The organism is Methylobacterium sp. E-012 (genome assembly GCF_057836545.1).
On record NZ_JBYQEY010000001.1, the window covers coordinates 5,773,704 to 5,795,713 of the forward strand.

17 protein-coding genes are annotated in these 22,010 nt (G+C 70.7%); 14 read left to right on the forward strand and 3 right to left on the reverse strand.

The window, feature by feature from the left end:
* The first annotated feature begins 22 nt into the window (after positions 1-22).
* The 8 genes from AC3IF1_RS27675 (at position 23) to AC3IF1_RS27710 (ending at position 10,341) form a co-directional block, all read left to right on the forward strand.
* Complete coding sequence (locus AC3IF1_RS27675) at positions 23-1,330, forward strand: alpha-hydroxy acid oxidase (protein WP_489220176.1); 1,308 nt, start codon at positions 23-25, stop codon at positions 1,328-1,330.
* 13 nt (positions 1,331-1,343) lie between these two features.
* Positions 1,344-2,402, forward strand: coding sequence for a lactonase family protein (locus tag AC3IF1_RS27680; protein ID WP_489220177.1), 1,059 nt, complete (start codon positions 1,344-1,346; stop codon positions 2,400-2,402).
* A 164-nt stretch (positions 2,403-2,566) separates the two neighbouring features.
* Complete coding sequence (locus tag AC3IF1_RS27685; protein ID WP_489220178.1) at positions 2,567-3,862, forward strand: MFS transporter; 1,296 nt, start codon at positions 2,567-2,569, stop codon at positions 3,860-3,862.
* 17 nt (positions 3,863-3,879) lie between these two features.
* Positions 3,880-4,710, forward strand: a complete 831-nt coding sequence (locus AC3IF1_RS27690; protein WP_489220179.1) for an NAD-dependent epimerase/dehydratase family protein — start codon at positions 3,880-3,882, stop codon at positions 4,708-4,710.
* Between the two features lie 204 nt (positions 4,711-4,914).
* Positions 4,915-5,616 (forward strand): molybdate ABC transporter substrate-binding protein, encoded by a 702-nt coding sequence (locus tag AC3IF1_RS27695; RefSeq protein ID WP_489220180.1) that lies wholly within the window; start codon positions 4,915-4,917, stop codon positions 5,614-5,616.
* 151 nt (positions 5,617-5,767) lie between these two features.
* Entirely contained in the window at positions 5,768-7,093 is a 1,326-nt protein-coding gene (locus AC3IF1_RS27700) for an MFS transporter (protein WP_489220181.1), read from the forward strand.
* 123 nt (positions 7,094-7,216) lie between these two features.
* Complete coding sequence (locus AC3IF1_RS27705) at positions 7,217-8,848, forward strand: ABC1 kinase family protein (protein WP_243969155.1); 1,632 nt, start codon at positions 7,217-7,219, stop codon at positions 8,846-8,848.
* A gap of 257 nt (positions 8,849-9,105) precedes the next feature.
* Positions 9,106-10,341 carry a sensor histidine kinase gene (locus tag AC3IF1_RS27710; RefSeq protein ID WP_489220182.1) on the forward strand — a complete coding sequence of 412 codons (1,236 nt, stop codon included), beginning with the start codon at positions 9,106-9,108 and terminating at the stop codon, positions 10,339-10,341.
* Here the strand turns inward: AC3IF1_RS27710 and AC3IF1_RS27715 are convergent.
* Positions 10,278-10,682 (reverse strand): Hpt domain-containing protein, encoded by a 405-nt coding sequence (locus tag AC3IF1_RS27715; protein WP_489220183.1) that lies wholly within the window; start codon positions 10,680-10,682, stop codon positions 10,278-10,280. The genes AC3IF1_RS27710 and AC3IF1_RS27715 overlap by 64 nt on opposite strands.
* 499 nt (positions 10,683-11,181) lie before the next feature.
* On the opposite strand from AC3IF1_RS27715, the gene AC3IF1_RS27720 reads away from it, so the two are divergent.
* From AC3IF1_RS27720 to AC3IF1_RS27730, 3 genes are all read left to right on the forward strand, one after another.
* A complete protein-coding gene (locus AC3IF1_RS27720) occupies positions 11,182-12,645 on the forward strand; it encodes a sensor histidine kinase (RefSeq protein ID WP_489220184.1) in 1,464 nt (487 codons plus the stop codon).
* Positions 12,630-14,033 carry a sigma-54-dependent transcriptional regulator gene (locus AC3IF1_RS27725; RefSeq protein ID WP_489220185.1) on the forward strand — a complete coding sequence of 468 codons (1,404 nt, stop codon included), beginning with the start codon at positions 12,630-12,632 and terminating at the stop codon, positions 14,031-14,033. The genes AC3IF1_RS27720 and AC3IF1_RS27725 overlap by 16 nt, the downstream gene beginning before the upstream one ends.
* Before the next feature lie 140 nt (positions 14,034-14,173).
* Complete coding sequence (locus AC3IF1_RS27730; RefSeq protein ID WP_489220186.1) at positions 14,174-15,487, forward strand: MFS transporter; 1,314 nt, start codon at positions 14,174-14,176, stop codon at positions 15,485-15,487.
* Positions 15,488-15,560: 73 nt separating this feature from the next.
* Here AC3IF1_RS27730 and AC3IF1_RS27735 read toward each other — a convergent pair whose 3' ends face one another.
* Positions 15,561-15,764, reverse strand: coding sequence for a hypothetical protein (locus AC3IF1_RS27735; RefSeq protein ID WP_489220187.1), 204 nt, complete (start codon positions 15,762-15,764; stop codon positions 15,561-15,563).
* 163 nt (positions 15,765-15,927) lie between these two features.
* Here AC3IF1_RS27735 and AC3IF1_RS27740 point away from each other — a divergent pair, with 163 nt between their 5' ends.
* The 3 genes from AC3IF1_RS27740 to eda all read left to right on the forward strand — a co-directional run bounded on the left by AC3IF1_RS27740 (position 15,928) and on the right by eda (position 19,745).
* Entirely contained in the window at positions 15,928-17,049 is a 1,122-nt protein-coding gene (locus AC3IF1_RS27740; RefSeq protein WP_489220188.1) for an asparaginase, read from the forward strand.
* Between the two features lie 217 nt (positions 17,050-17,266).
* On the forward strand, positions 17,267-19,093 hold the full coding sequence (gene edd, locus AC3IF1_RS27745; protein ID WP_489220189.1) for a phosphogluconate dehydratase: 1,827 nt from the start codon (positions 17,267-17,269) through the stop codon (positions 19,091-19,093).
* Between the two features lie 22 nt (positions 19,094-19,115).
* Positions 19,116-19,745, forward strand: a complete 630-nt coding sequence (gene eda / locus AC3IF1_RS27750; protein WP_489220190.1) for a bifunctional 4-hydroxy-2-oxoglutarate aldolase/2-dehydro-3-deoxy-phosphogluconate aldolase — start codon at positions 19,116-19,118, stop codon at positions 19,743-19,745.
* A gap of 83 nt (positions 19,746-19,828) precedes the next feature.
* On the opposite strand, the gene AC3IF1_RS27755 is transcribed toward eda, so the two are convergent.
* Positions 19,829-21,940, reverse strand: coding sequence for an ABC transporter ATP-binding protein/permease (locus tag AC3IF1_RS27755; protein ID WP_489220191.1), 2,112 nt, complete (start codon positions 21,938-21,940; stop codon positions 19,829-19,831).
* Positions 21,941-22,010: the final 70 nt, after the last annotated feature.

Sequence of the window (22,010 nt, forward strand, 5' to 3'; positions counted from 1 at the left end):
AATGACCCGCAGGGAGGACCCGATGGCGATGCTCGACCCGCCGGCTTCCGGACCGGGAGCACCCGAGCGCGACGCGCCGACCGTCGGGGGCGCCGATGCGACCGCGGCCGGCATCGCCGCCCCACAGGCGATCGTTACGAGCCTGAAGCGCAGCGACGCGGCCACCCCCTACCGGTTCCGCGACCTGCTGGCGCTCGAGGATTTCGAGCGCCACGCGCGCCGGCTCCTGCCGCCGATGATCTTCCAGTACGTGTCCGGCGGGGTCGAAACCGGCGCCGCCCTGGCGCACGGTCGCGGCGCCTATGCCGATTACGCGTTCCTGCCGCGGCTGATGCGCGATACCTCGGCGCGGGACACCGCCACCACGCTGTTCGGCCACACCTACGCGGCGCCCTTCGGGATCGGGCCGCTGGGCGGGGCCGCCTTCATCGCCTACCGGGGCGACCTCGTCCTGGCCGAGGCGGCGCGGCGGATGAACCTGCCGATGTGCCTCAGCGCCTCCTCGCTGATCAAGCTGGAGGACGTGCACGCCCAGAACCCGCAGGCCTGGTTCCAGGGCTACCTGCCGGGCGACCAGAACCGGATCGATCGCCTCCTCGACCGGGTCGCCGCCACCGGCTACCGGACCTTCGTGGTGACCGCCGACACGCCGACGCTCGGCAACCGGGAGCACAACACCCGCAGCGGCTTCTCCATGCCGATCAAGGTCACGCCCAAGGTGGCGTGGCAGAGCGCGACGCACCCGCGCTGGCTGGTCGGCACCGTCGCCCGGACCTTCCTGAAGCACGGGGCGCCGCATTTCGAGAACACGGAGGCCGAGCGCGGGCCGCCGATGATGTCGCAAGGGGCGGTGCGCAACACCATCGCCCGCGACCAGCTCTCGTGGAAGAACCTGGAGGCGATCCGGAAACGGTGGACCGGCAACCTGCTGGTGAAGGGCCTGCTGGCCCCGGCGGATGTCGAGATCGCCCGGGAATGCGGCGCCGACGGCGTGATCCTCTCGACCCATGGCGGCCGCCAGCTCGATTACGCCGTCGCGCCGCTGGACGTGCTGCCGGAGATCGCGGCCCGTAAAGGGGGGCTGAAGATCATCGTCGACAGCGGCATCCGCCGGGGTACCGACGTGATGAAGGCCCTGGCGCTCGGCGCCGACTTCGTCCTGCTCGGCCGGCCGTTCATGTTCGGCGCGGCGCTGGGCGGCGTCGCGGGTGTCGAGCACGCGATGCGGATCCTGAAGGAGGAGCTCAACCGCGACATGGCGCTGATCGGGGTGAACCGCCTGTCGGAACTCAATCCCGACTTCCTGCGCCGCGTCCCGCGGCGGGGCTGATCCGGAGACCGCCATGCCCCATCCCGCTCCCCTCGGCCTCGCCTTCGTCGGCTGCTTCACCACAGAGCGGCGTCGGGCGCGCGGCCAGGGTATCGATGTCTACCGGGTCGGGGGCGGACTGGAGGCGTGGACACATCTCGGCCGGGTCGAGGGCCTCGTGAACCCCTCCTTCCTGGTCGCGGATCCGGGGCGCGGCGTGCTCTACACGGTCCAGGGTGACGGCGCGGCGGCGAGCGCCTTCGCGGTCGAACCGGACGGCGGCCTGCGCACCCTCGGCAGCGCCGAGACCGGCGGCACCAACAGCGTGCATCAGGCCCTCGACCCGGGCGGGCGATTCCTGATCGTCGCCAACTACGCCAGCGGCTCGGTGGCGCTTCTGCCGGTTGGCGCCGCAGGTGCGCTGGCGCCGGCGAGCCACATCCTGTCACTCCCGGGCGAGACCGGTCCCCACCGGACCGAGCAGGCCTGCGCCCATCCCCACCACGTGGTTCTGGCGCCCGACGGGAGGCACGTGATCGTGCCCGACAAGGGCCTCGACCGGGTCTTCGTCCTGCGGCTGGAGGGCGAGCGGCTCGCCATCGCGTCGGAGACCGCGATGCGCCCCGGTGCCGGGCCGCGCCACATCGCGTTTCACCCGGGCCGGCCACTGGCCTTCCTGGTCAACGAGCTCGAATCGAGCATCGCCACCTGCTGCTGGGACGCGGGGTCCGGCACCCTGGCGCCCCTGCATCTCGCCCCGACGCTCCCGCCGGATTTCTTCGGCGCGAGCACGGCTGCGGCGATCGTGGTGACGCCGGACGGGCAGTTCGTCTACGCGTCGAACCGCGGCCAGGACGGGATCGCGCGGTTCCGGGTGGACGCGGAAGCGGGTCGGCTCGAGCCCGCCGGCTGGACGCCCTCGGGTGGCCGCGACCCGCGCTTCATGACGCTGGCGCCGGACGGGCGGCATCTCCTCGTCGCCAACGAGCAGGGCGACAGCCTCGTGGAATTCGCCATCGAGGCCGGGAGCGGAGACCTGACGCGGACGGGGTCGCGCCCGAGCCTCAGCCCCTGCACGATCGCATTCCTGTGACGGAGGTCGAGCGCGTCTTTGATTTTCACGACGGGTCCGATCCGCCACGCCCCTCCCCCCTCTGCGGGGGAGGGAAATTCCGAACCGGACCGCAGCTATACTTTAAAATAAGCCTATAAAAACAAATCAATAAGAAAAATCAGAACAATCCCGGAGGAAACGCCATGTTCGATAAGCGCTACAGGTTCCTGATCGCGATCCTGCTATTCATCGCCGGGATCATCAATTACATGGACCGCGCCGCGCTCGGCGTGGCGGCGCCGTTCGTGAAGCAGGACCTGAACCTGTCGCCCTCGGAACTGGGCGTCATCTTCAGCACATTCTTCTTCGGATACGCGATCTTCGCCTTCGTGGGCGGCCAGCTCGCCGACCGCTACGGCCCGCGCAGCGTCTACAGCTGGGCCGCCGCCGCCTGGTCGATCCTGTGCATGCTCACCGGCGCCGTGACCGGCTTCACCCAGATGTTCGTGGTCCGCGCCCTGTTCGGCTTCGCCGAGGGGCCGATGAACTCGACCACGAACCGGACCATCACCACGTGGTTCCCCCGCGAGGAGACCGCCCGGACCATCGGATTCACCTTCTCGGGCCAGACCGTGGGCAGCGCCGTCGCGGCCCCGGTGGTCGGCCTGCTGGCCATCCAGTACGGCTGGCGGGTGGCGTTCGTGGCGATCGGCGCCTTGGGGCTGCTCTGGGTCGTGGCTTGGCGCCTCTTGATGACCGACCGGCCCCAGGACAATCCCCGGGTCGGTCCGGAGGAGGTCGCCCTCGTTGAGCGCAGCCGGGCGGTGACCCATCTCGCGCCGTCCGACCACGCGCGCTCCCTGCGCGATTACCTGTTCCTGCCGAGCACGCTGTCGCTCGGGCTCGGCATGTTCGCGGTGAACTACACCCTCTACATCTTCCTCTCGTGGCTCCCGAGCTACCTCACCGACGCCCTGCACATGCCGGTCAAGGAGATGGCGCTGGTCGCCGCGATTCCCTGGGCCTGCGGTTTCGTCGGGTATGTCGGCGGGGGCGTGATCGCCGATCTCGTCTACACGCGCATGGGCGACAAGCTGGCGGCCCGGAAGATCACCACGATCGTGCCGCTCGCCGTTGCGGGGTTCGCGCTGATCGCGGTCAACGGTGCGGGAAGCACCGCCATGGCGGTCGCGCTCATCGCCCTGGCCGTGCTGATGCTGACGAGTTCGGTGCAATCCTGCTGGGCGACGATCCACGAGCTGGTGCCGGAGGCGCGGGTCGGGGGCGTGAGCGGCTTCATCCACCTGCTGAGCAACATCTCCGGCATCATCGGGCCCACCGCCACCGGCCTCGCCGTGCAGCATCTCGGCGGCTACGCCAGCGCCTTCGTGATCGCGGCCCTGATCGCCGCCGCCGGCGTCGTCGCCATGGCGATCTTCGTGCGGCGGCCCCGCGTCCCGGAGGCGGCCGGGCCCCTGAACGCGGCCAAGGCCGCCTGATCCTGGAGCAGCATCCCATGCGTGCCGAACCCGTCCCGCACAGACCCGTCCTGCTCACCGGGGCCTCCGGCGCCCTCGGGCGGGTACTGACCCGGGCCCTCGGCGCGGAGGGCTGGGCGCTCCGGCTCACCGACCGGGTGCCCTTCCCCGATCCGCTGCCGGAGGGGGCGCGCTTCCAGCTGGCCGATCTGGAGGACGGGCCCGCGATCCTGCGCCTAGCCGAGGGCTGCGGCACGATCCTCCACTTCGGCGGGATCTCGGTGGAGCACCCGTTCGAGACGGTGATCGGTCCCAATATCCGCGGCCTCTACCACGCCTACGAGGCGGCCCGCCGGGAGGGGGCCCGGATGGTGTTCGCCTCGTCGAACCACGCGATCGGGTTCCACGAGCGGTCCGAGGCATTGGACGACGACTGCGCCCTGGCGCCGGACGGCTATTACGGCCTGTCCAAGGCTTATGGCGAGCTGATGGGCGGCCTCTATCGCGACAAGCACGGGGTCGAGAGCGCCTTCCTGCGCATCGGCTCCTGCTTCCCGGAGCCCACCGACGCGCGGATGCTCGCCACCTGGCTGTCCTACGCCGACCTGACCCGCCTGGTCGTGCGGGCGACCCTGGCGCCGAGCCTCGGGCCCAAGGGCTCGGTGGTGATCTGGGGCGCCTCGAACAACCGCCGCATGACCTGGTGGCGGCAGGACGGCCGCGCGATCATCGGCTGGGCGCCCCAGGACAGCGCCGATTCCTACGCGGCGGCCCTGGAGGGCAAGACCAGCGGCAACCCGGTGGTGGAGCGCCACCAGGGCGGCGGCTTCACGGGGATGGACTATTCCCGGACGGAACCTCCGCGGTGACAGCAGGACGGCTGTTTCACCCGGGATCTCCCGAACGCACCCCCATCCTGAAGCGCTGCGCAGCAGCCTCGGCGGAGAGCTCCAGGGATTGCGCGGCAGGCTGGGGGCACCTCAGGATGAGGTCGCGTTCGAGATCCAGCTCTCTCGAACAGGGCCGGATCGACCCTTGAGTCGACAGTTTCTCAGAAAGCGATGGGACACGGCATGGCGGACGAGCAGAACGCGACGCGGCTGAAATGCGCGCTGGTGGTGCGTGGCGCCTTCGACGCGCACGTCGTCCCCGCCTTCGAGGCGGCCGGGGGCCGGGTGGCAATCCACTGGGCGCCGACCGCCGTCATCATGACGGCGATCGAGGCCGGCGAGACGGCCGACGCGGTCCTGGTCCTGTCCGACGCCATGGACCGCCTGATCGCCGACGGCCGCATCGAGGCGGAGAGCCGGGTCGACGCGGTGCGCTCCCGCTATGGCATCGCCGTGAAGGCCGGCGCGGACCATCCCGATATCGCCACCGTCGACGCGCTCAAGCGCACGCTGGTCGCGGCGCGGTCCGTGGCCTACTCGCGCACCGGCGCCAGCGGGATCTACTTCGCGGGCCTCCTGCCGCGGCTCGGCCTCGCCGAGGCGGTCAACGCCCGCGCGACCATCATCCCGCAGGGCTTCACCGCGGAGAAGCTCGTCTCCGGCGAGGCCGACATCGCGGTCCAGCAGATCAGCGAGCTGATGGTGGTGCCGGGCATCGAGGTGGTCGGCCCCCTGCCCGACCCGGTGCAGGAGGTCACGACCTTCTCGGCCGCGATCCTGCGCGGTGCCACCGACCGCGCCGGCGCCCTGCGCTTCCTCGCCGGCCTGACCACGCCGGAAGCGGCATCGGCCTACCGCATCAGCGGTCTCGAGCCGGCCTTCTGACCGCCCGCACCCGACGGGTCCCCGTTTTCGGGGGCGCAGCCGAGCGAGCCGATGCGGCGCGGGACCCCGACCCTCTCGCGTCTCCAGATGACGTCCCTGGGCTCACGATGACGGCACGGGCGGACAACAACCGAGAAACCACGAGGACACCATGGCCCCGAGCGAACAGGACCGGATCGTCCGGCAGGTCTTCTTCAGGCTGATGCCGCTGCTCTTCATCGGCTACGTCATGGCCTATGTCGACCGGATCAACGTCGGCTTCGCGGCCCTGCGGATGAACGCCGACCTCGGGATCGGCCCGGCCGTGTTCGGCCTCGGCGCCGGGATCTTCTTCATCGGCTATTTTCTCTTCGAGGTGCCGAGCAACCTGATCCTGGAGAAGGTCGGCGCCCGGCGCTGGATCGCCCGGATCATGATCAGCTGGGGCCTGCTCTCCGCGGCGATGATGTTCGTGCAGGGCGCCACCAGCTTTCTCGTCCTGCGCTTCCTGCTCGGTGCCGCCGAGGCCGGGTTCTACCCCGGCGTCATCCTGTACCTGACCTACTGGTTCCCCAAGGCCTACCGCGCGCGGATCTTCGGCGCCTTCGCGGTGGGGATCCCGGTCTCCCTGGCCATCGGCGCGCCGCTCTCGACCACGATCCTGCAGCTCGACGGGCTCCTGGGCCTGAAGGGCTGGCAATGGCTGTTCCTGCTGGAGGGCATCCCGACGACGCTGTTCGGCTTCGTCTTCCTGGCGCTGATCCCGGACCGGCCCAAGGATGCCGCCTGGCTCGCCCCCGCCGACCGGACCGCCCTGCAGACCCTGATCGACGCGGAGCAGCGGGCGGTGGCGGGAGCCCACGGCACCAGCCTGCGCAAGGCGATCGCCGACCCGCGGCTGATCGCCCTGTCGTTCATCTACTTCGCCAATACCGGGGCCAATCTCGGCCTGGCATTCTTCCTGCCGCAGATCCTCAAGAGCACCGGCCTGTCGGACATGCAGACCGGCCTGATGACCGCGGTGCCTTACGTCTTCGGGGTGGTCGGCGGACTGACCATCGGCTGGATCTCCGACCGGACCGACGACCGGCGCCTGACACTGGCGGGCGCCCTGCTGCTGACCGCGGTGGGCCTGGCGCTGGCCGGCTTCGCCACGGGCTCGCTCTGGGCCGTGGCGTTCATGGCGGTGGCCGCGGCGGGCCTCTACGGCGGCAAGGCGCCGTTCTGGGCGCTGCCGCCGGTGTTCCTGAGCGGCAGCGCGGCGGCGGGGGGCATCGCGCTGATCAACTGCGTGGGCAATCTCGGCGGCTTCGTCGCGCCGTCCATCGTCGGCTGGATCCGCGAGAGCAGCGGCAGTTTCGAGGCCGGTCTGTATTTCCTCGCGGCCCTGGCCTTCTCGGCGGTGATCGTGACGCTGCTCGTGGTCAACGCGCGGTTCGGCGCGACGCGGGGCGGCGCGGGACCGGTGCCCCTCCCGGCGGCGGCGCCGCCGCGCTGAGGCGATCGGGCGCGGGACCGATATCGTCCGGGGCCACGGGCTCCCGCGCTTCGCGACCGCAAAAAAGTCCTTATGCTCGTGCTGTCCGGACGCCCAATCCCGTCCGAACGGATCGCGCCCTCCATGCTGAAGACAGCCTTCGTTGCCGCCCGCGACCGTCAACGGCTGTCGGAGATCGCGAGCATCCTGATCGGCTTCGGCGTCACCCGCGTCGTGGACCGCCTAGGCTTGCGCTACCTGCCGCTGCTGCCCCGCCGCCAGCCCCGGGTCGACGTCACCCGCCTGTCGGAGCCGGAGCGGCTGCGCCGGGCGATCGAGGCGCTCGGGCCGACCTTCATCAAGTTCGGGCAGGTGCTGGCGAGCCGGCCGGACCTGCTGTCGCCGACCTGGACCGAGGAGCTGCAGAAGCTCCACAGCCAGGTCGTGCCGGTGACCTGGGAGCAGATCGGGCCGCAGCTCGAGCTGGATCTCGGCGGCTCGCCGACTGAGATCTTCGCCGAGTTCGACACGAACCCCATCGCCTCCGCGTCGATCGCCCAGGTCTACCGGGCACGGCTGCACTCGGGCGAGGACGTGATCGTCAAGGTCCTGCGGCCGAACCTGCGCAAGATCATCGAGGCGGATCTGCGCCTGATGGCCCACGGCGCCCGCATCGTCGAGAACGAGTGGCCCGACATGGCCCGCTACCAGCCGCGGGAGCAGATGCGCCACCTCGCCGACGGGCTGAACGGCGAGCTCGACTTGCTCAACGAGGCGCGCAACTGCGAGCTGCTGGCGCAGATCTTCGTGGACCGCGACGACATCGTCTTCCCGAAGATCCACTGGGAGTACTGTTCCGAGCGGGTCCTGGTTCAGGATTTCGTCCACGGCATCCCGCCGAACGACGATGCGGCGCTGCGCGCGGCCGGTCTCGACAAGAAGCTGCTCGCCCAGAAGGGCACCGACGCGTTCCTGCAGATGGCGCTGATCGAGGGCGTGTTCCACGCCGATCCGCATCCGGGCAACATGCTGGCGATGCCGGGCAACAAGATCGGCTTCATCGATTTCGGCATCATCGGCCGGTTGTCACAGCGCCGGCGCTCGCAATTGCTGGTGCTGATCGGCGCGATGCTCAAGCAGGATGCGGACGGCCTGATGGCGGTGCTGCTCGACTGGACCGGAACCAGCAACCCCGACCTCACCCGGCTCCAGGTCTCGGCCACGTCCTTCGTGGAGAGCCATTCCTCGATTCCATTGAACCTCGGGCTGGTGCTCACCGACTTCATGAACATGGCCCGCGAGAACGACCTCGCGATGCCCACGGACCTCGCCATCCTGTTCAAGGGGCTGGTCACCGCCGACGGTGTGATGCGCCACCTCGATCCGGATTTCGACCTGTTCGCGGCGGCCGGCCCCACCGTCAAGGCGAGCATGCAGACGCAGTTCTCGCTCTCGGCCCTCAAGCAGAAGGCCGAGGCGCTCGGCGTCGGCCTCTACGGGGCGGCCTCGGAGCTGCCAACCCTGATCCACCTGATGCTGGTGCGGCTCAAGCAGGGCCGCGTCACCGTGGAGATCGAGATCAAGGGCCTCGACAAGGTCACCCGCGGCATCGAGCGCGCCGCCGCCCGGGTGGCGGTGGCCCTGGTGGTCGCGGCCTTCGCCACCCAGCTGGCGCCGCGCCTCATCGACCTCGGCACACCGGTCTTCGTCTCGATCGGCTTGATTATCTTCGTGCTCGGGATCGGCTGGCTCGTCCTGCTGATGCGCAACAAGTAACCGAGTTCGTCACCGAGCCCCGCCGCGCGACAAGTTTTCGCCCGCCGGCGAATACATGTCTGGATTGATAACCCCCCCCGGCGTGTTAGCGTGACCCATCCGACGATTCGTTCGTCCGCGGGCGGGGACCCCGCACCAGAAGCGGTCGAAACCGCCGGTGCATCCCCGCGTTCGACCTCGCGTCGCCGCGCCCGCGCATCGATGGACAGCCGGCCCCGTGCGCGAGCGCGTCGCCGGGCAACGATGGGGGGCGGGCGGTGGATACGGTCATCGTGTTGCCGTGGGGCGATGGGGCGGCGCGGCGCCTCGATATCCTCGAAGCCGAGAATGCCCGCCTGCGCGACCAGCTCGCGCAAGCGGCCGCACAGGCCGACCGGGAGCGGCAGCGCAGCCGGCGGCTCGGCCGCATCGTCGAGGCCGCGAGCCGCGTCGAGGCCGGACGTTTGGCGATCGAGCGGGCCCAGAACGCTGCGGTCGCGCTGCCGGGTGACCGGGCGGCTGGCCTCCAAGCCGGGGGGCCGTCCGTGGGGTTCCGGCCGGCGGCATCGCCGCTGGCCTTCAACGACTACCTGGAACTGCTCGCCCATGACGGGCGCCTGATCACCGCCACGGAGGGCGGTCCGGCCCTGTCCGGCGTCGCCGACGAGGCGGAGGCGATCGGTCGCCCCTGGATCGACGTGTGGACCCGGCCGGAAGATCGCGAGGCCGCGGCAGCCGCCGTGGATCTCGCCCGGGCTGGCCACCCGAGCCGCTTCCAGGCGCAACTCGCTGTGGGTCACGCCGTCCGGTGGTGGGACGTGGCGGTCACGCCGATCGGCGCCACGCCCGGCTGCCGCGAACGCATCCTCGCGGTCTCCCGCGACATCACCGAACTGAAGGTCGCCGACGCGCGCCAGACGCTGCTGATGCAGGAACTCGCCCACCGGATGAAGAACACCATGGCGATGGTCCAGGCCGTCGCGGCGCAGACCATGCGCAATGCGGTCTCGCTGGAGGCGGCGGGCGAGGCCCTGGCAGCGCGCCTGCTGGCGCTCGCCAGGGCCCACGACGTGCTCCTCCAGGGTTCGTTCGCCCGGGCCTCGCTGGTCGGTCTGGTCGAGGGTGCGGTCTCCCTGCACGACGACGGCATGAGCGGCCGCTTCCGGGTGGTCGGGCCCGACCTGACCCTGGGACCGCGTCAGGGCCTGACCCTGGCGCTGATGCTGCACGAACTCGGGACCAACGCGGCCAAGTACGGCGCGCTCTCCGTCGCCGGAGGCAAGGTCGGCATCACCTGGGAGGTGACCGAGGCGGATGGGGGGCCGCGCCTGCGCTTCCGCTGGGAGGAGACCGGCGGCCCGCCCGTGACGCCGCCGACCCGCAGCGGCTTCGGCACCCGCCTGATCGCCCGCAGCCTCGCGCACGGGTCCGGCGGCACGGCGCTGCTCAGCTACCCGCCGGAAGGGGCGGTCCTGCTCTTCGAGGCGCCGCTCGAAGCGGTCACGGTGGGCTGATCGGGATCGGCTTCGACCGACGCTTTCAACGCCTGCAGGGCCACGAGCGTGTGGTCGCGCAGGTGCCCGACATCGGCCAGCCGGTCCGTCAGGTCGTCGCCCGCCTGGGCGGTTTCCTCGAGATCGCGGCAGGCCCGGGAAAACGCGTCGCAGCCCAGCATCCCCGCCATCGAGACGAGCGTGTGCGCCTCGCGCCCGTAATCGGCCGCCCCGCGCTCCGTACCCTCGAACGCGGTGGCGAGGCACAGGAGGAAACGCTCCAGGATGCGCGTGAGCTTGTCGGGGCCGATCACGGCCGCGAGTTCGTCGAGCGTATCCCGGTTCACGAGCGTCAGTGACACCGTCTGTCTCCGATTGGGCACACGCGGTGCGCTCCGCGGGTTGGCGTTCGAAGGTCGCACGATCCGGAGACGGATGTTGTGCGGCTTCGCTCATCAAAATCTTCGATGACAACAGCGTGTGTCAACATTTTTACCGGGCGTGTCCTTCTGCCGGCCCTGTCGACAGACAGTTCGATGTCATGCCCGGTCGATAGGTCTTGGTTTGACTCGCCGTCGATGAAGCCAGGTTTCGTTCACGGCCGGATCGCGTCGCAGGCTCTGGCGCGTTCGTCTGTCCGGCTTCCGCGTCTCGAGCGTCGGGGGCGGTCGTCCGACGCGGATTTGACGTTGCTCGCGGCAGGCCCGGCACCCGGGCTGGGGTGCCGGGCGCTCGGAGGCCTCCGGGACAGGACGATGCGCATCGTGCCGGTTCCTGGATCCGGCACGATGCGCTAGGGATCGGCACCGGGCGGCCTCGTCGCCGCCGCAGGAGGCCCGCCGTGTCCGACCGAACGCCGTCGTGACGGCCTACAGTCTGCGGACCCGGCTGCTCGCCCTGTGGGTCCTGCTGCTGGCCTCCGCCGTCACGACCGGCTACCTGATGTTCGGCGTCTACGCCCAGTCCACCGGCGTCCAGGTCGCCCGGGCGGATATCGCGGTCGGACGGGCCTGCCGCGAGATCATCGACCGCTACGCCGCCCTGGTCGGCGTCCGGGGCGGTTCGATCGCCGAGGCCGACCTCGCCGGGGTCGTCGAGGCGGCGCTCGCCCGCCTCCCGGGCATCGAGGGCGGGATCTGGGGCGCCTCGGACGGTCCGATCGCCTACGCCTATCCGACCTATGAGGGGACCGGCCCGAAGACCGATCTCCCCGCCGCCGAACGGGACACGATCGCGGGTCTGAACGCCCAGGCCCTTCGCGTCGACCACGCCGTCTCGCTGAACCGGCCCAGCCGCACCCAGGTGCTGCTGCTCCAGGCCTGTCCCCTCCACGGGCCCGAGCCGGGGCTGACCGCCTGGGCCATGGGGCGCGCCCACGTCAACGACGGCCCGATCTATACGCGCTTCCTGGCGGGGCTCGGCTTCCTGGCCGCGACGGTGCTCGGCTCGGCGGCCTTCCTCGGGTGGTTCCTCTACGGGTTCTCCGGCCGGATCGCCCGGCTCGAAGCCGCCCTCGCGGCGCCGCGGCCGGACGGCGAAGACCTGCCCCGCCTCACCCGGACCGGCGAGCGCGAGCTCGACCGCCTCGTAGACGCCCTCAACGCGGCGGGCGGCCGGCTCCGGGAGGCCCGGGCCCGGGTGGTGGCCGCCGAGCGCCTGGCCGCGGTCGGCCGGCTCGCGGCGAGCGTCGCCCACGAGATCCGCAACCCGATCGCCGCGATGCGGCTGAAGGCCGAGAACGCCCTGGTCAGCGGCGATCCGGATCGGGCCGCCTCCGCCCTCCGGACCGTCCTCGGCCAGATCGCCCGGGTCGACACGCTGCTGCGCGATCTCCTGAACCTGACGCAGGCGCGCGCGCTCAACCGAACGCCGACCGCGATCGGGCCGCTGCTGGCGGACAGCGTGAGCCTGCACGAGGATCTCGCCGGCTCCGGCGGGGTCCGGATCGAGACCGCGGTCGACGGCCTGCCGGAGGGGGATCAGCCCCATATCGACCGGGTGCAGATCGGCCGCGCCCTGGACAACCTGCTGCTGAACGCCCTGCAGAACACGCCGCCCGGCGGGCGGGTGCGCCTCGGCGCCGAGCGCGTCACGGTCGACGGCGCGGTCCGCCTGCGGCTGCGGATCAGCGATACCGGCGTCGGGATCGATCCCGCCATCCGCTCCAGCCTGTTCGAGCCCTTCGTCACTGGCCGCCCGGACGGGACCGGGCTCGGCCTCGCGATCGTACGCGAGATCGCCCTTGCCCATCGGGGCGAGGTCGGGCTGGTCGAGGACGCGCCGGAGACCACCTTCCTGCTGGACCTGCCATGGCGACCATCCTGATCGTCGACGACGACCCGGCCCTGCGCGAGGGGCTGGCCGAGACCGTGTCCGATCTCGGACACATGCCCCTGCCGGCGGCCTCCGGCTCGGAGGCCTTGGCGCTGCTGCGCGACAGCGCGGTCGGGGCGGTGCTCCTCGACCTGCGCATGCCCGGCGACCTCGACGGCCTGTCGACGCTGGAGCGGATCTGCGCGCTGCCGGACCGGCCACCCGTGACCGTGCTGACCGCCTTCGCCAGCCCGGCCAACACCATCGAGGCGATGCGCCTGGGCGCGCACGACCACCTGACCAAGCCGATCGGCCGGGCGGACCTCGCCGCCGCCCTGGACGCGATGCTGCGGATCGTCCGGCAGGCGGAGGCCGATCCGGCCGCGCAGGCCGATCACCCGGGCCTCGTCGGATCCAGCGCGGGGATGCGGCGGGTCCAGAAGACGATCGGACTCGTGGCCGATACCGCCTCCACCGTGCTGATCCGGGGCGAGACCGGCACCGGCAAGGAGGAGGTGGCCCGGGCGCTCCACGCCTTCTCCCGCCGGCGGGCACGCCCCTTCGTCCCGGTGAATTGCGCGGCGATCCCGGGGGACCAGCTGGAGAGCGAGCTGTTCGGCCATGTCCGGGGGGCGTTCGCCGGGGCGGCGGTGGACCGCGCCGGCGCCTTCCATCTGGCCGAGGGCGGCACGCTGTTCCTGGACGAGATCGGCGACATGCCGGCGTCCATGCAGGCCAAGATCCTGCGAGTCATCCAGGATTGCGTGGTCACGCCGCTGGGCGGCCGTTCGGCGCGTGTCGATGTCCGCCTGGTGGCCGCGACCCATCGCGACCTCCCGGCGCTCGTCGCCGAGGGCCGGTTCCGCGCCGATCTGTATTACCGCCTCAACGTCGTGCCGATCATCCTGCCGCCGCTGCGCGAGCGCCTGGCCGACATCGTCCCGCTGGCCGAGCACTTCCTGGCCCGCTCGGGCAAGCGCCTCAGCCGGGGCGCCGCCTCCCGCCTGCTCGCCCACGATTGGCCCGGCAACGTCCGCGAATTGCGCAACGTGGTCGAGCGGGCCGCTGTGCTCGTGCGCGGCGGCGTGATCGACGCCGACGACCTCGACCTGCCGTCGGATAGGTCCGACCGGCCGGCCGGGGACGCGCTGCCCCCGGACTGGCTCTCCGGCGACCTGCCCGGCGCCGTCGCCCGGCTGGAGCGGACCATGATCGCCGCAGCGCTCCGCGCGGCGGACGGCAACAGGGCCCGGGCCGCCCGCCGTCTGGGGATCCAGCGCCAGCTCCTCTACGCCAAGATCGAGCGCTACGGTCTCGGCGCTGCGGGCGGCGACCTGTCCGGAGATGCGACATCCGATGTCGGAAATAACGACGCTTCCGAGCCGCCCGACGGAGGCTAAGCCCTTCATCGTCCAGGCAATCGCCGGCTTGCGCCGTAGCGCCGGGGAAGCGAGGGAACCGATCCTGCGCCGGGGCGTCGAGCCCCGCGTGTGACGCTCCATCGGGGCGCCGCCGTCCTTCGCGTTGGGGCTGGACCAGGATGAGCGGCATCACCACGGGTGCGACGACCCGGAATGCGGACGGCCAGACCCGCTCCACGCGCGCGCTGCGCGGCCTCGACGCGCTGAACTTCTTCCTGGCGGACGTGCGCGACGGGCTCGGCCCCTACCTCGCCATCTACCTGATCGCCGTGCGCGGCCCCGACCAGGGCTGGAACGAGGCCACCACGGGCCTCGTGATGACCATCGCGGGCATCCTGGGCCTCGTGGCGCAGACACCGGCCGGCGCGTTGATCGACGCCACCAATCACAAGCGCGCCATCGTGATCGCCGGCGCCATCGCGGTGACGGCGAGCTGCCAGATCCTGCCGTTCATCGCGAATTTCTACCTCGTGACCGCGACCCAATCGATCGCCCACGTCGCCGGCACGATCTTCCCGCCGGCCCTGGCCGCGATCACCCTGGGGGTCGTCGGCCCAAAAATGTTCGCCAAGAGGATCGGCCGCAACGAGGGCTTCAACCATGCCGGCAACGCGGTCTCGGCCGCGGTCGCGGGCGGCCTCGCCTACTTCTTCGGGCCGGTGGTGGTGTTCTGGATCATGGGCATCCTGGCGGCCCTCTCGATCGGCGCTATGCTGATGGTCCCGGCGGAGGCCATCGACAACGACCTCGCCCGCGGCATGACCGAGGGCGAGGTGCAGACACAGGAGAAGCCCTCGGGCCTCGCCACGCTGCTGCAGAACCGGGCCTTGCTGCTGTTCGCGGTGCTCTGCGCGATCTTCCACCTCGCCAACGCGGCGATGCTGACCTCGGTGGGCCAGCTGCTCACCCACCTCTCGGGCAAGGACCACGCGACGTCCCTGATCGCCGTCTGCATCGTCGCCGCGCAATGCGTGATGGTGCCGGTGGCGATCTTCGTCGGCGCCAAGGCCGACGTGATCGGCCGCAAGCCGATCTTCCTCGCGGCCTTCGGCGTACTCGCCCTGCGCGGCGTGCTCTACACCCTGTCGAACAACCCGTTCTGGCTGGTCGGCGTCCAGCTCCTCGACGGGATCGGCGCCGGCGTCTACGGCGCGCTATTCCCGATCGTCGTGGCCGATCTCACCCGCGGCGGCGGCCGCTTCAACGCGGCCCAGGGCGCGGTCGCCACGGCCCAGGGGGTCGGCGCCTCGCTCAGCGCGACCTTCGCGGGGGTGATCATCGTCTCGGCCGGCTATTCCACGGCGTTCCTGGCGCTCGCAGCCATCGCCGGCCTGGGCTTCGTCCTCTACCTCACGCTGATGCCCGAGACCCGTGGTACCACCACCGCCGGGAGCGAGGCCGGTCTGCCGCCGGCTGTCCCGGCGAGCGCCTGATCGGATGCGAAGCGGGCGCGTCGGTCCCCGAGCGGGCGCGTCCGTTCAGAGCGCGTGAGCCGTTGCCGCTCGCTCAGCCGAGCGCGGCGACCACGGCCGCGGGGATTGTCGCCTCGGGTGGGGCCTTGCGCGAGACGTAGTAGAGATTGACCGCGCGCCAGAAGGCGCTCTGCTCCTCGACCGAGCGGCGGGCGAGGGATTTTTCCAGGATCGACAGGGCGGCCCGTGCGGGCTCGCTCCGCTCGAGTTCCTCGAGCAGGCCGGCGAGATGCGGCATGGGGCTTACCTCCGAGCGGACACCAACTCCAGTAACGCCCGGGCTCCTCTAACGATCCGTTGCGCGCCTCCATCCCGCATGATCCTTGCCTCAGGCCGGGGCGCGGTTACCATCCCGCGCCGAGTTCCGACTCGTCATTCCCTCCACTCATCGAGGATCTGCGATGTTCTGTAGCCGAAGCGGTGCGGCGCCTGCCTTGCGCGGAGCGGTCTTCGCGCTGGCCCTGGCCGGCGGATTCGGGGCGAGCCCGCTCCGCGCCCGCGAGATGCCCGAGGCCGGGGCGGCGGCGGCGGTGAAGAAGCCCAACGTCGTCATCCTCGCCACCGGCGGCACGATCGCCGGTGCGGGCGCCGACGCCGCCAACAGCGCCACCTACACCGCCGCCAAGGTGCCGGTCGACAAGCTGATCGCCGCCGTGCCGCAGATGAGCAGCATCGCCAATGTGCGCGGCGAGCAGGTCTTCCAGATCGCCTCGGAGAGCTTCACCGACGCGCAGCTCGTCCAGCTCGCCAAGCGGGTCTCCCAGCTCCTAAAGCAGGACGATGTCGACGGGGTCGTCGTCACCCACGGCACCGACACGCTGGAGGAGACCTCGTTCTTCCTCGACCTCGTGGTGAAGAGCGACAAGCCGATCGTGGTGGTCGGCTCGATGCGGCCGTCGACGGCGATCTCGGCGGACGGCGCCCTCAACCTCCTCGACGCCGTCACGGTGGCGGCCAGCAAGGAGGCGGTGGGCAAAGGCGTCACCGTGACGATGAACGACTACATCCAGTCCGGCCGCGACGTGAACAAGCGGACCAACGTCGTGCCGAGTGCCTTCTACAGCCAGTGGGGGCCCCTCGGCATGGTGGTCGAGGGCAAGACCTACTTCTACCGCTCGCTCTCGAAGCGCCACAACACGAGTTCCGAATTCGACATCGACCAGATCGACAGCCTGCCTCTGGTGGGCATCGTCTACGGCTCGGGCAACATGATCCCCGGCGTCTACGACGCGGAGGTCCAGGCCGGAGCCAAGGCGATCGTCAACGCGGGAACCGGCAACGGCTCGGTGCCGGGCTACCTTGTGGACAAGCTCAAGGACATCCGTTCCAAGGGCACCCTCGTGATCCGCTCCTCGCGGGTGCCGGACGGCTTCGTCCTGCGCAACGCCGAGCAGCCTGACGACACCTACGACTGGGTGGTCGCCCACGACCTGAACCCCGCCAAGGCCAAGATCCTGGCCGCCGTGGCGCTGACCAAGACCAGCGACACCAAGGAGCTGCAGCGGATTTTCTGGGAGTATTGAGGGCGGAAACGCCTTCGATCTCCGCCGCGGCGGTGAAAGACCATCCGCATCCGTGCATCCCCCTCCCCCTCAGCGGGGGAGGGAGGGCACGCATCAGTTGCGCGCCGGCCGGGTTACATCCCGCAGCGCACCCTTTAGATATGGGCTCGCGACGCAGCCGCGCCGGTCGCGGCCCCGTCGGGGGCGGTCCGTCTGCACCGAGCCTGGAGGAACGAGCATGACCGAGCTTCATCCCGAGGTCGCGGCGGTCACCGAGCGTGTCGTGGCACGCTCCCGCCAGACCCGGCGCGCCTATCTCGACCTGATCGCCCGCGAGCGTGAGGCGGGGGTCCGGCGCGGCACCCTCGCCTGCGGCAACCTCGCCCACGGCTTCGCGGCCTCCGGCGAGGACAAGGCGGCGATCCGCGACGAGCGGACGGTGATGAATATCGGCATCGTCACCGCCTATAACGACATGCTGTCGGCCCATCAGCCCTACGGGCGCTATCCCGAGCAGATCAAGCTGTTCGCCCGGGAGCGCGGCGCCACCGCCCAGGTGGCGGGCGGCACGCCGGCCATGTGCGATGGCGTCACCCAGGGCCAGAGCGGCATGGAGCTGTCGCTGTTCTCCAGGGACACGATCGCCCTCTCCACCGCGGTGGGCTTGAGCCACGGCATGTTCGACGGCGCGGCTCTGCTCGGCATCTGCGATAAGATCGTGCCGGGCCTGCTGATCGGGGCGCTCCGCTTCGGCCATCTGCCGACGATCCTGATCCCGGCCGGGCCGATGCCCTCGGGGCTCGCCAACAAGGAGAAGCAGCGGATCCGCCAGCTCTACGCCGAGGGCAAGGTCGGCCGCGCGGAACTCCTCGAATCCGAGTCGGCCTCCTATCACGGCGCCGGGACCTGCACGTTCTACGGCACCGCCAATTCCAACCAGATGATGATGGACATGATGGGCCTGCACATGCCGGGCGCGTCCTTCATCAATCCCGGCACGAAGCTGCGCCGGGCCGTGACCCGGGCGGCGATCCACCGGCTCACGGAGATCGGCGGCGCCGGCAACGATTACCGGCCGCTCGGCCTTTGCGTCGACGAGAAGGCGATCGTGAACGCCGCGGTCGGCCTGCTCGCCACGGGCGGATCGACCAATCACGCGATCCACCTGCCCGCCATCGCCCGCGCCGCCGGCATCGTGATCGACTGGGCGGATCTCGACCAGCTGTCCAACGCGGTGCCGCTGATCGCCCGGGTCTACCCGAACGGCGCGGGCGACGTGAACCACTTCCACGCCGCAGGCGGCATGAGCTTCGTGATGGCCGCGCTCCTGGATGCGGGCCTCCTGCACGACGACATTCTGACGGTGGCGGGCCAGTCCCTGCGCGACCATGCCCGCGACCCCAAGCTTGCCGGAGAAGAGCTGGTCTTCGAGGACGCCGTGGCGGAGAGCCTGGACGAGGCGATGCTGCGCCGGCCCGCCACCCCGTTCCAGCCGGACGGCGGCATGCGGCTGGTGCAGGGCAATCTCGGCCGGGCGACGTTCAAGACCAGCGCCGTAGAGGAGAGCCGCCGGACCATCGAGGCCCCGGCCCGGGTGTTCTCCGATCAGGACGATGTGCTCAAGGCCTTCAAGGCGGGCGAGCTGGAGCGGGACGTCGTGGTGGTGGTGCGGTTCCAGGGCCCGAAGGCCAACGGCATGCCGGAGCTGCACAAGCTCACCCCGCCGCTCGGCGTGCTTCAGGACCGCGGCCACAAGGTCGCCCTGGTCACGGATGGCCGCATGTCGGGGGCGTCCGGCAAGGTGCCGGCGGCGATCCACCTGAGCCCCGAGGCGCTCGGCGGCGGCCCGATCGGGCGGATCCGTGACGGCGACATCGTCCGGCTCAGCGCGGCCGACGGGCTGCTGGAGGTGCTGGTTGACGACGCGGAACTCGCCGCCCGCCCCGAGGCCGAGGCGCCGGCGCCGGCACAGGGCACCGGGCGGGAGCTGTTCGCCTTCATGCGCTACGGGGCCGACACGGCGGAGCGCGGCGCTTCGGCGATGCTCGCCGCCGCCGGCCTCTGAGACCGTAGGGGAGTCGCCGAGCATGAACGATCTGGCTAGCATCGACGCGCTGATGCGCTCCGTGCCCGTCATCCCGGTCCTGGTGATCGAGGACGTGGCCCAGGCCCGGCCCATCGCCGAGGCCCTGGTGAAGGGCGGTCTCACGGCCCTGGAGGTGACCCTGCGTACGCCGGCGGCCCTCGACGTGATCCGGGAGATGGCTCGGGTCGAGGGCGCGGTGGTCGGGGCCGGGACGGTCCTCAACCCCCGCGACCTCGACAACGCCCTGGCGGCGGGGGCCGAATTCATCGTCTCGCCGGGCCTGACCGAGCCCCTCACCGACGCCGCGAAGGCGAACGGCGTCCCCTACCTGCCGGGCGTCGCCACGGCTGCCGACATCATGCGCGGCCTCGATTCCGGGCTCGACCGGTTCAAGTTCTTCCCGGCCGAGTCCGCGGGCGGGATCAAGGCGCTGAAGGCACACGCGGCGGTGTTCGGCGCGGTGCGGTTCTGCCCGACGGGGGGAATCACCGAGGCGAGCGCCCCGGACTGGCTGGCGATCCCGTCCGTGCTCTGCGTCGGCGGCAGCTGGGTGGTGAAGCCCGGCACGCCGGATCCCGCGGCGATCGAGATGGCGGCACGGGCGGCCGCGGGGCTGCGGACGGGGGCTTAGCGCGCTTCAGGGCGACCTGCCGCATATGGCCCCACCCGCGCACAGAGGGGGGAGTGAGCGCGTCCGCTCTGGGGCCGCCTGCCTCACTCCGCGGGCAGCGGCTCCCGCCGCGACCGCGGCACGAACACGCCGCCCTCCGGCTCCAGCGTGATGCGCCGGTCATGGAAGGCGTCCAGCGTCGAGCGGTGGCCGATCGAAACGATCGTCGTCCCGGGTAGGCGCTCGCGCAGCATCCGATAGAGCGCCGCCTCGGAGGGCTCGTCCAGCGAGGCCGTGGCCTCGTCGAGGAACAGCCATTCCGGCTTGGACAGGATGGCCCGGGCGATGGCGAGCCGCTGCTGCTCGCCCCCCGACAGCCGCCGCTCCCACGTGTCGGTCTCGTCCAAGCGGTCCGCCAGCTGGGGCAGCTGCGCCGCCGTCAGGGCATCCCTGATCGCCGCGTCCGAGAACTGGTCGACGGTGTTCGGATAGACAACGGCCCCGCGGAGCGTGCCCTGGGGGATGTAGGGCCGCTGCGGCAGGACCAGGGCCGATTGCCCGGCCGGCACGTCCACCCGGCCCTTGCCGAACGGCCAAATCCCCGCGATGGCCCGGAACAGGGTCGACTTGCCCGATCCGGATGGCCCGGTGACCAGGGTCGCGCCGCCCCGCGGCAGCGTCAGCGCGTCGGCGGTGACGATCGGCCGGCCGTCCGGCAGGGCGAGCACCAGGCCGCGGGCGGTGACGTCGCCGGCCGTGTCGTTGCCCTGGACGAGGCCGTAGCCGGCCGTCTCCAATGCCTCGGCCTTGGTCATCGCCCGCCGGAAGGAGCCGAGACGATTGGTGTTGGCCTTGTAGGCGGCGAGCGTCGTGTAGGAGTCGACGAAGAACGACAGGGAACTCTGCACCTGCCCGAAGGCCTGCGAGGTCTGCTGCAGGGCACCCAGGGTGATCTTCTTGGCGAAGAAGGACGGCGCGGCCAGCACCATCGGGAAGATCACGCTCGCCTGCCGGTAGCTGAAGGTGAAGGCGATCAGCTTGATGCGGCGGAAGATGATGCCGACGTAGTTGTCGATGACGCTGTGGAACAGCGTCGAGAGCCGCGAGGCCTCCGCGCGCTCGCCGCGCAGCAGCGCGATCTGCTCCGAATAGATGCGGTTGCGGGCGAGCGCGAAGCGGAAATTCGCCTCGACCTGCTCCTGCCGGAAGTCGAGCCCGATCAGCGGCCGACCGATCAGGTGGGTGAGCCACGTGCCCACCACGGCGTAGCCGATCACCAGCCAGACCAGGAAGCCCGGGATCACCGCGTCGGTGAACGGCACGACGAAGTCGCGCGACAGGGTCCAGAGGATCACCATGAACGAGACCAGCTGCGCGGCCTGGCTCAGCAGCCGGATCGACAGGGTCGTCGTCTGAACGATGAAGCTGTTGACGTCGGCCTGGATGCGCTGATCGGGGTTGTCCGCCTCCTCGTCGGTGAACGGGATGCGATAATGCGTGCCGTTGCCGAGCCAGCGCTCGTACAGGCTGTGGGTCAGCCACGTGCGCCAGCGGATGAGCAGCGAGGAATCGACGAACAGGTCGAACATGCCGATGGCGATGTTCAGGGTCGCCAGCGGTACGAACACCCAGAGCAGCTGGTACCAGAAGGCGTTGGCGTCGTATTCCTGCAGCGCGTTGTAGATGTCGCGGTAGAAGAAGTTGAACCGCAGCGTAAGCGCCACGTCGGCGAAGTTCACGAAGATCGACAGGGCGACGAGGTTGCGGCCGATCCGGCCCTCCGTGGTTCCGAACCAGCGGAACAGGCCGATCTCCTTGGTGGGTTTGTCGCGGTTGGCGAAGTACGGATCGGCGATGTTGGTGATCGCCCGGATCGGCTCGAGATAGGCGATGCCGAGCACAATCGCGGCGAACACCACCGCGCCCGTGGCCGCGAAGGCCGGGGGGAGCAGGGCCGCGACCACCGGCGGGAGCAGGCCAAGGGCGGCGACGGTCTTCGATCCGGCGAGCAGCAGGTAGCCGACGCCGTAGACCGAGACGAACACCTTCAGATAGGCGGAGATTCCGTTGGAGGCGATCAGGATGCCGGCCATCGCGAATCCGGCCAGCGAGACGTAGAGCGGCGGGCTCGGGATGCCCGGCAGCGCCAGCAGGATCAGCGCGGCTACGGCCGTGAGCACGGCCTGGATCCCGAGCCCGGTCCTGAGTGCGGCCACGCGTGTCTCCCGTCGCAACGCGCCCGGTGAGGGGCGCAACCGGGCGCCCTTGGTCCCGGTCAGTGGCGAG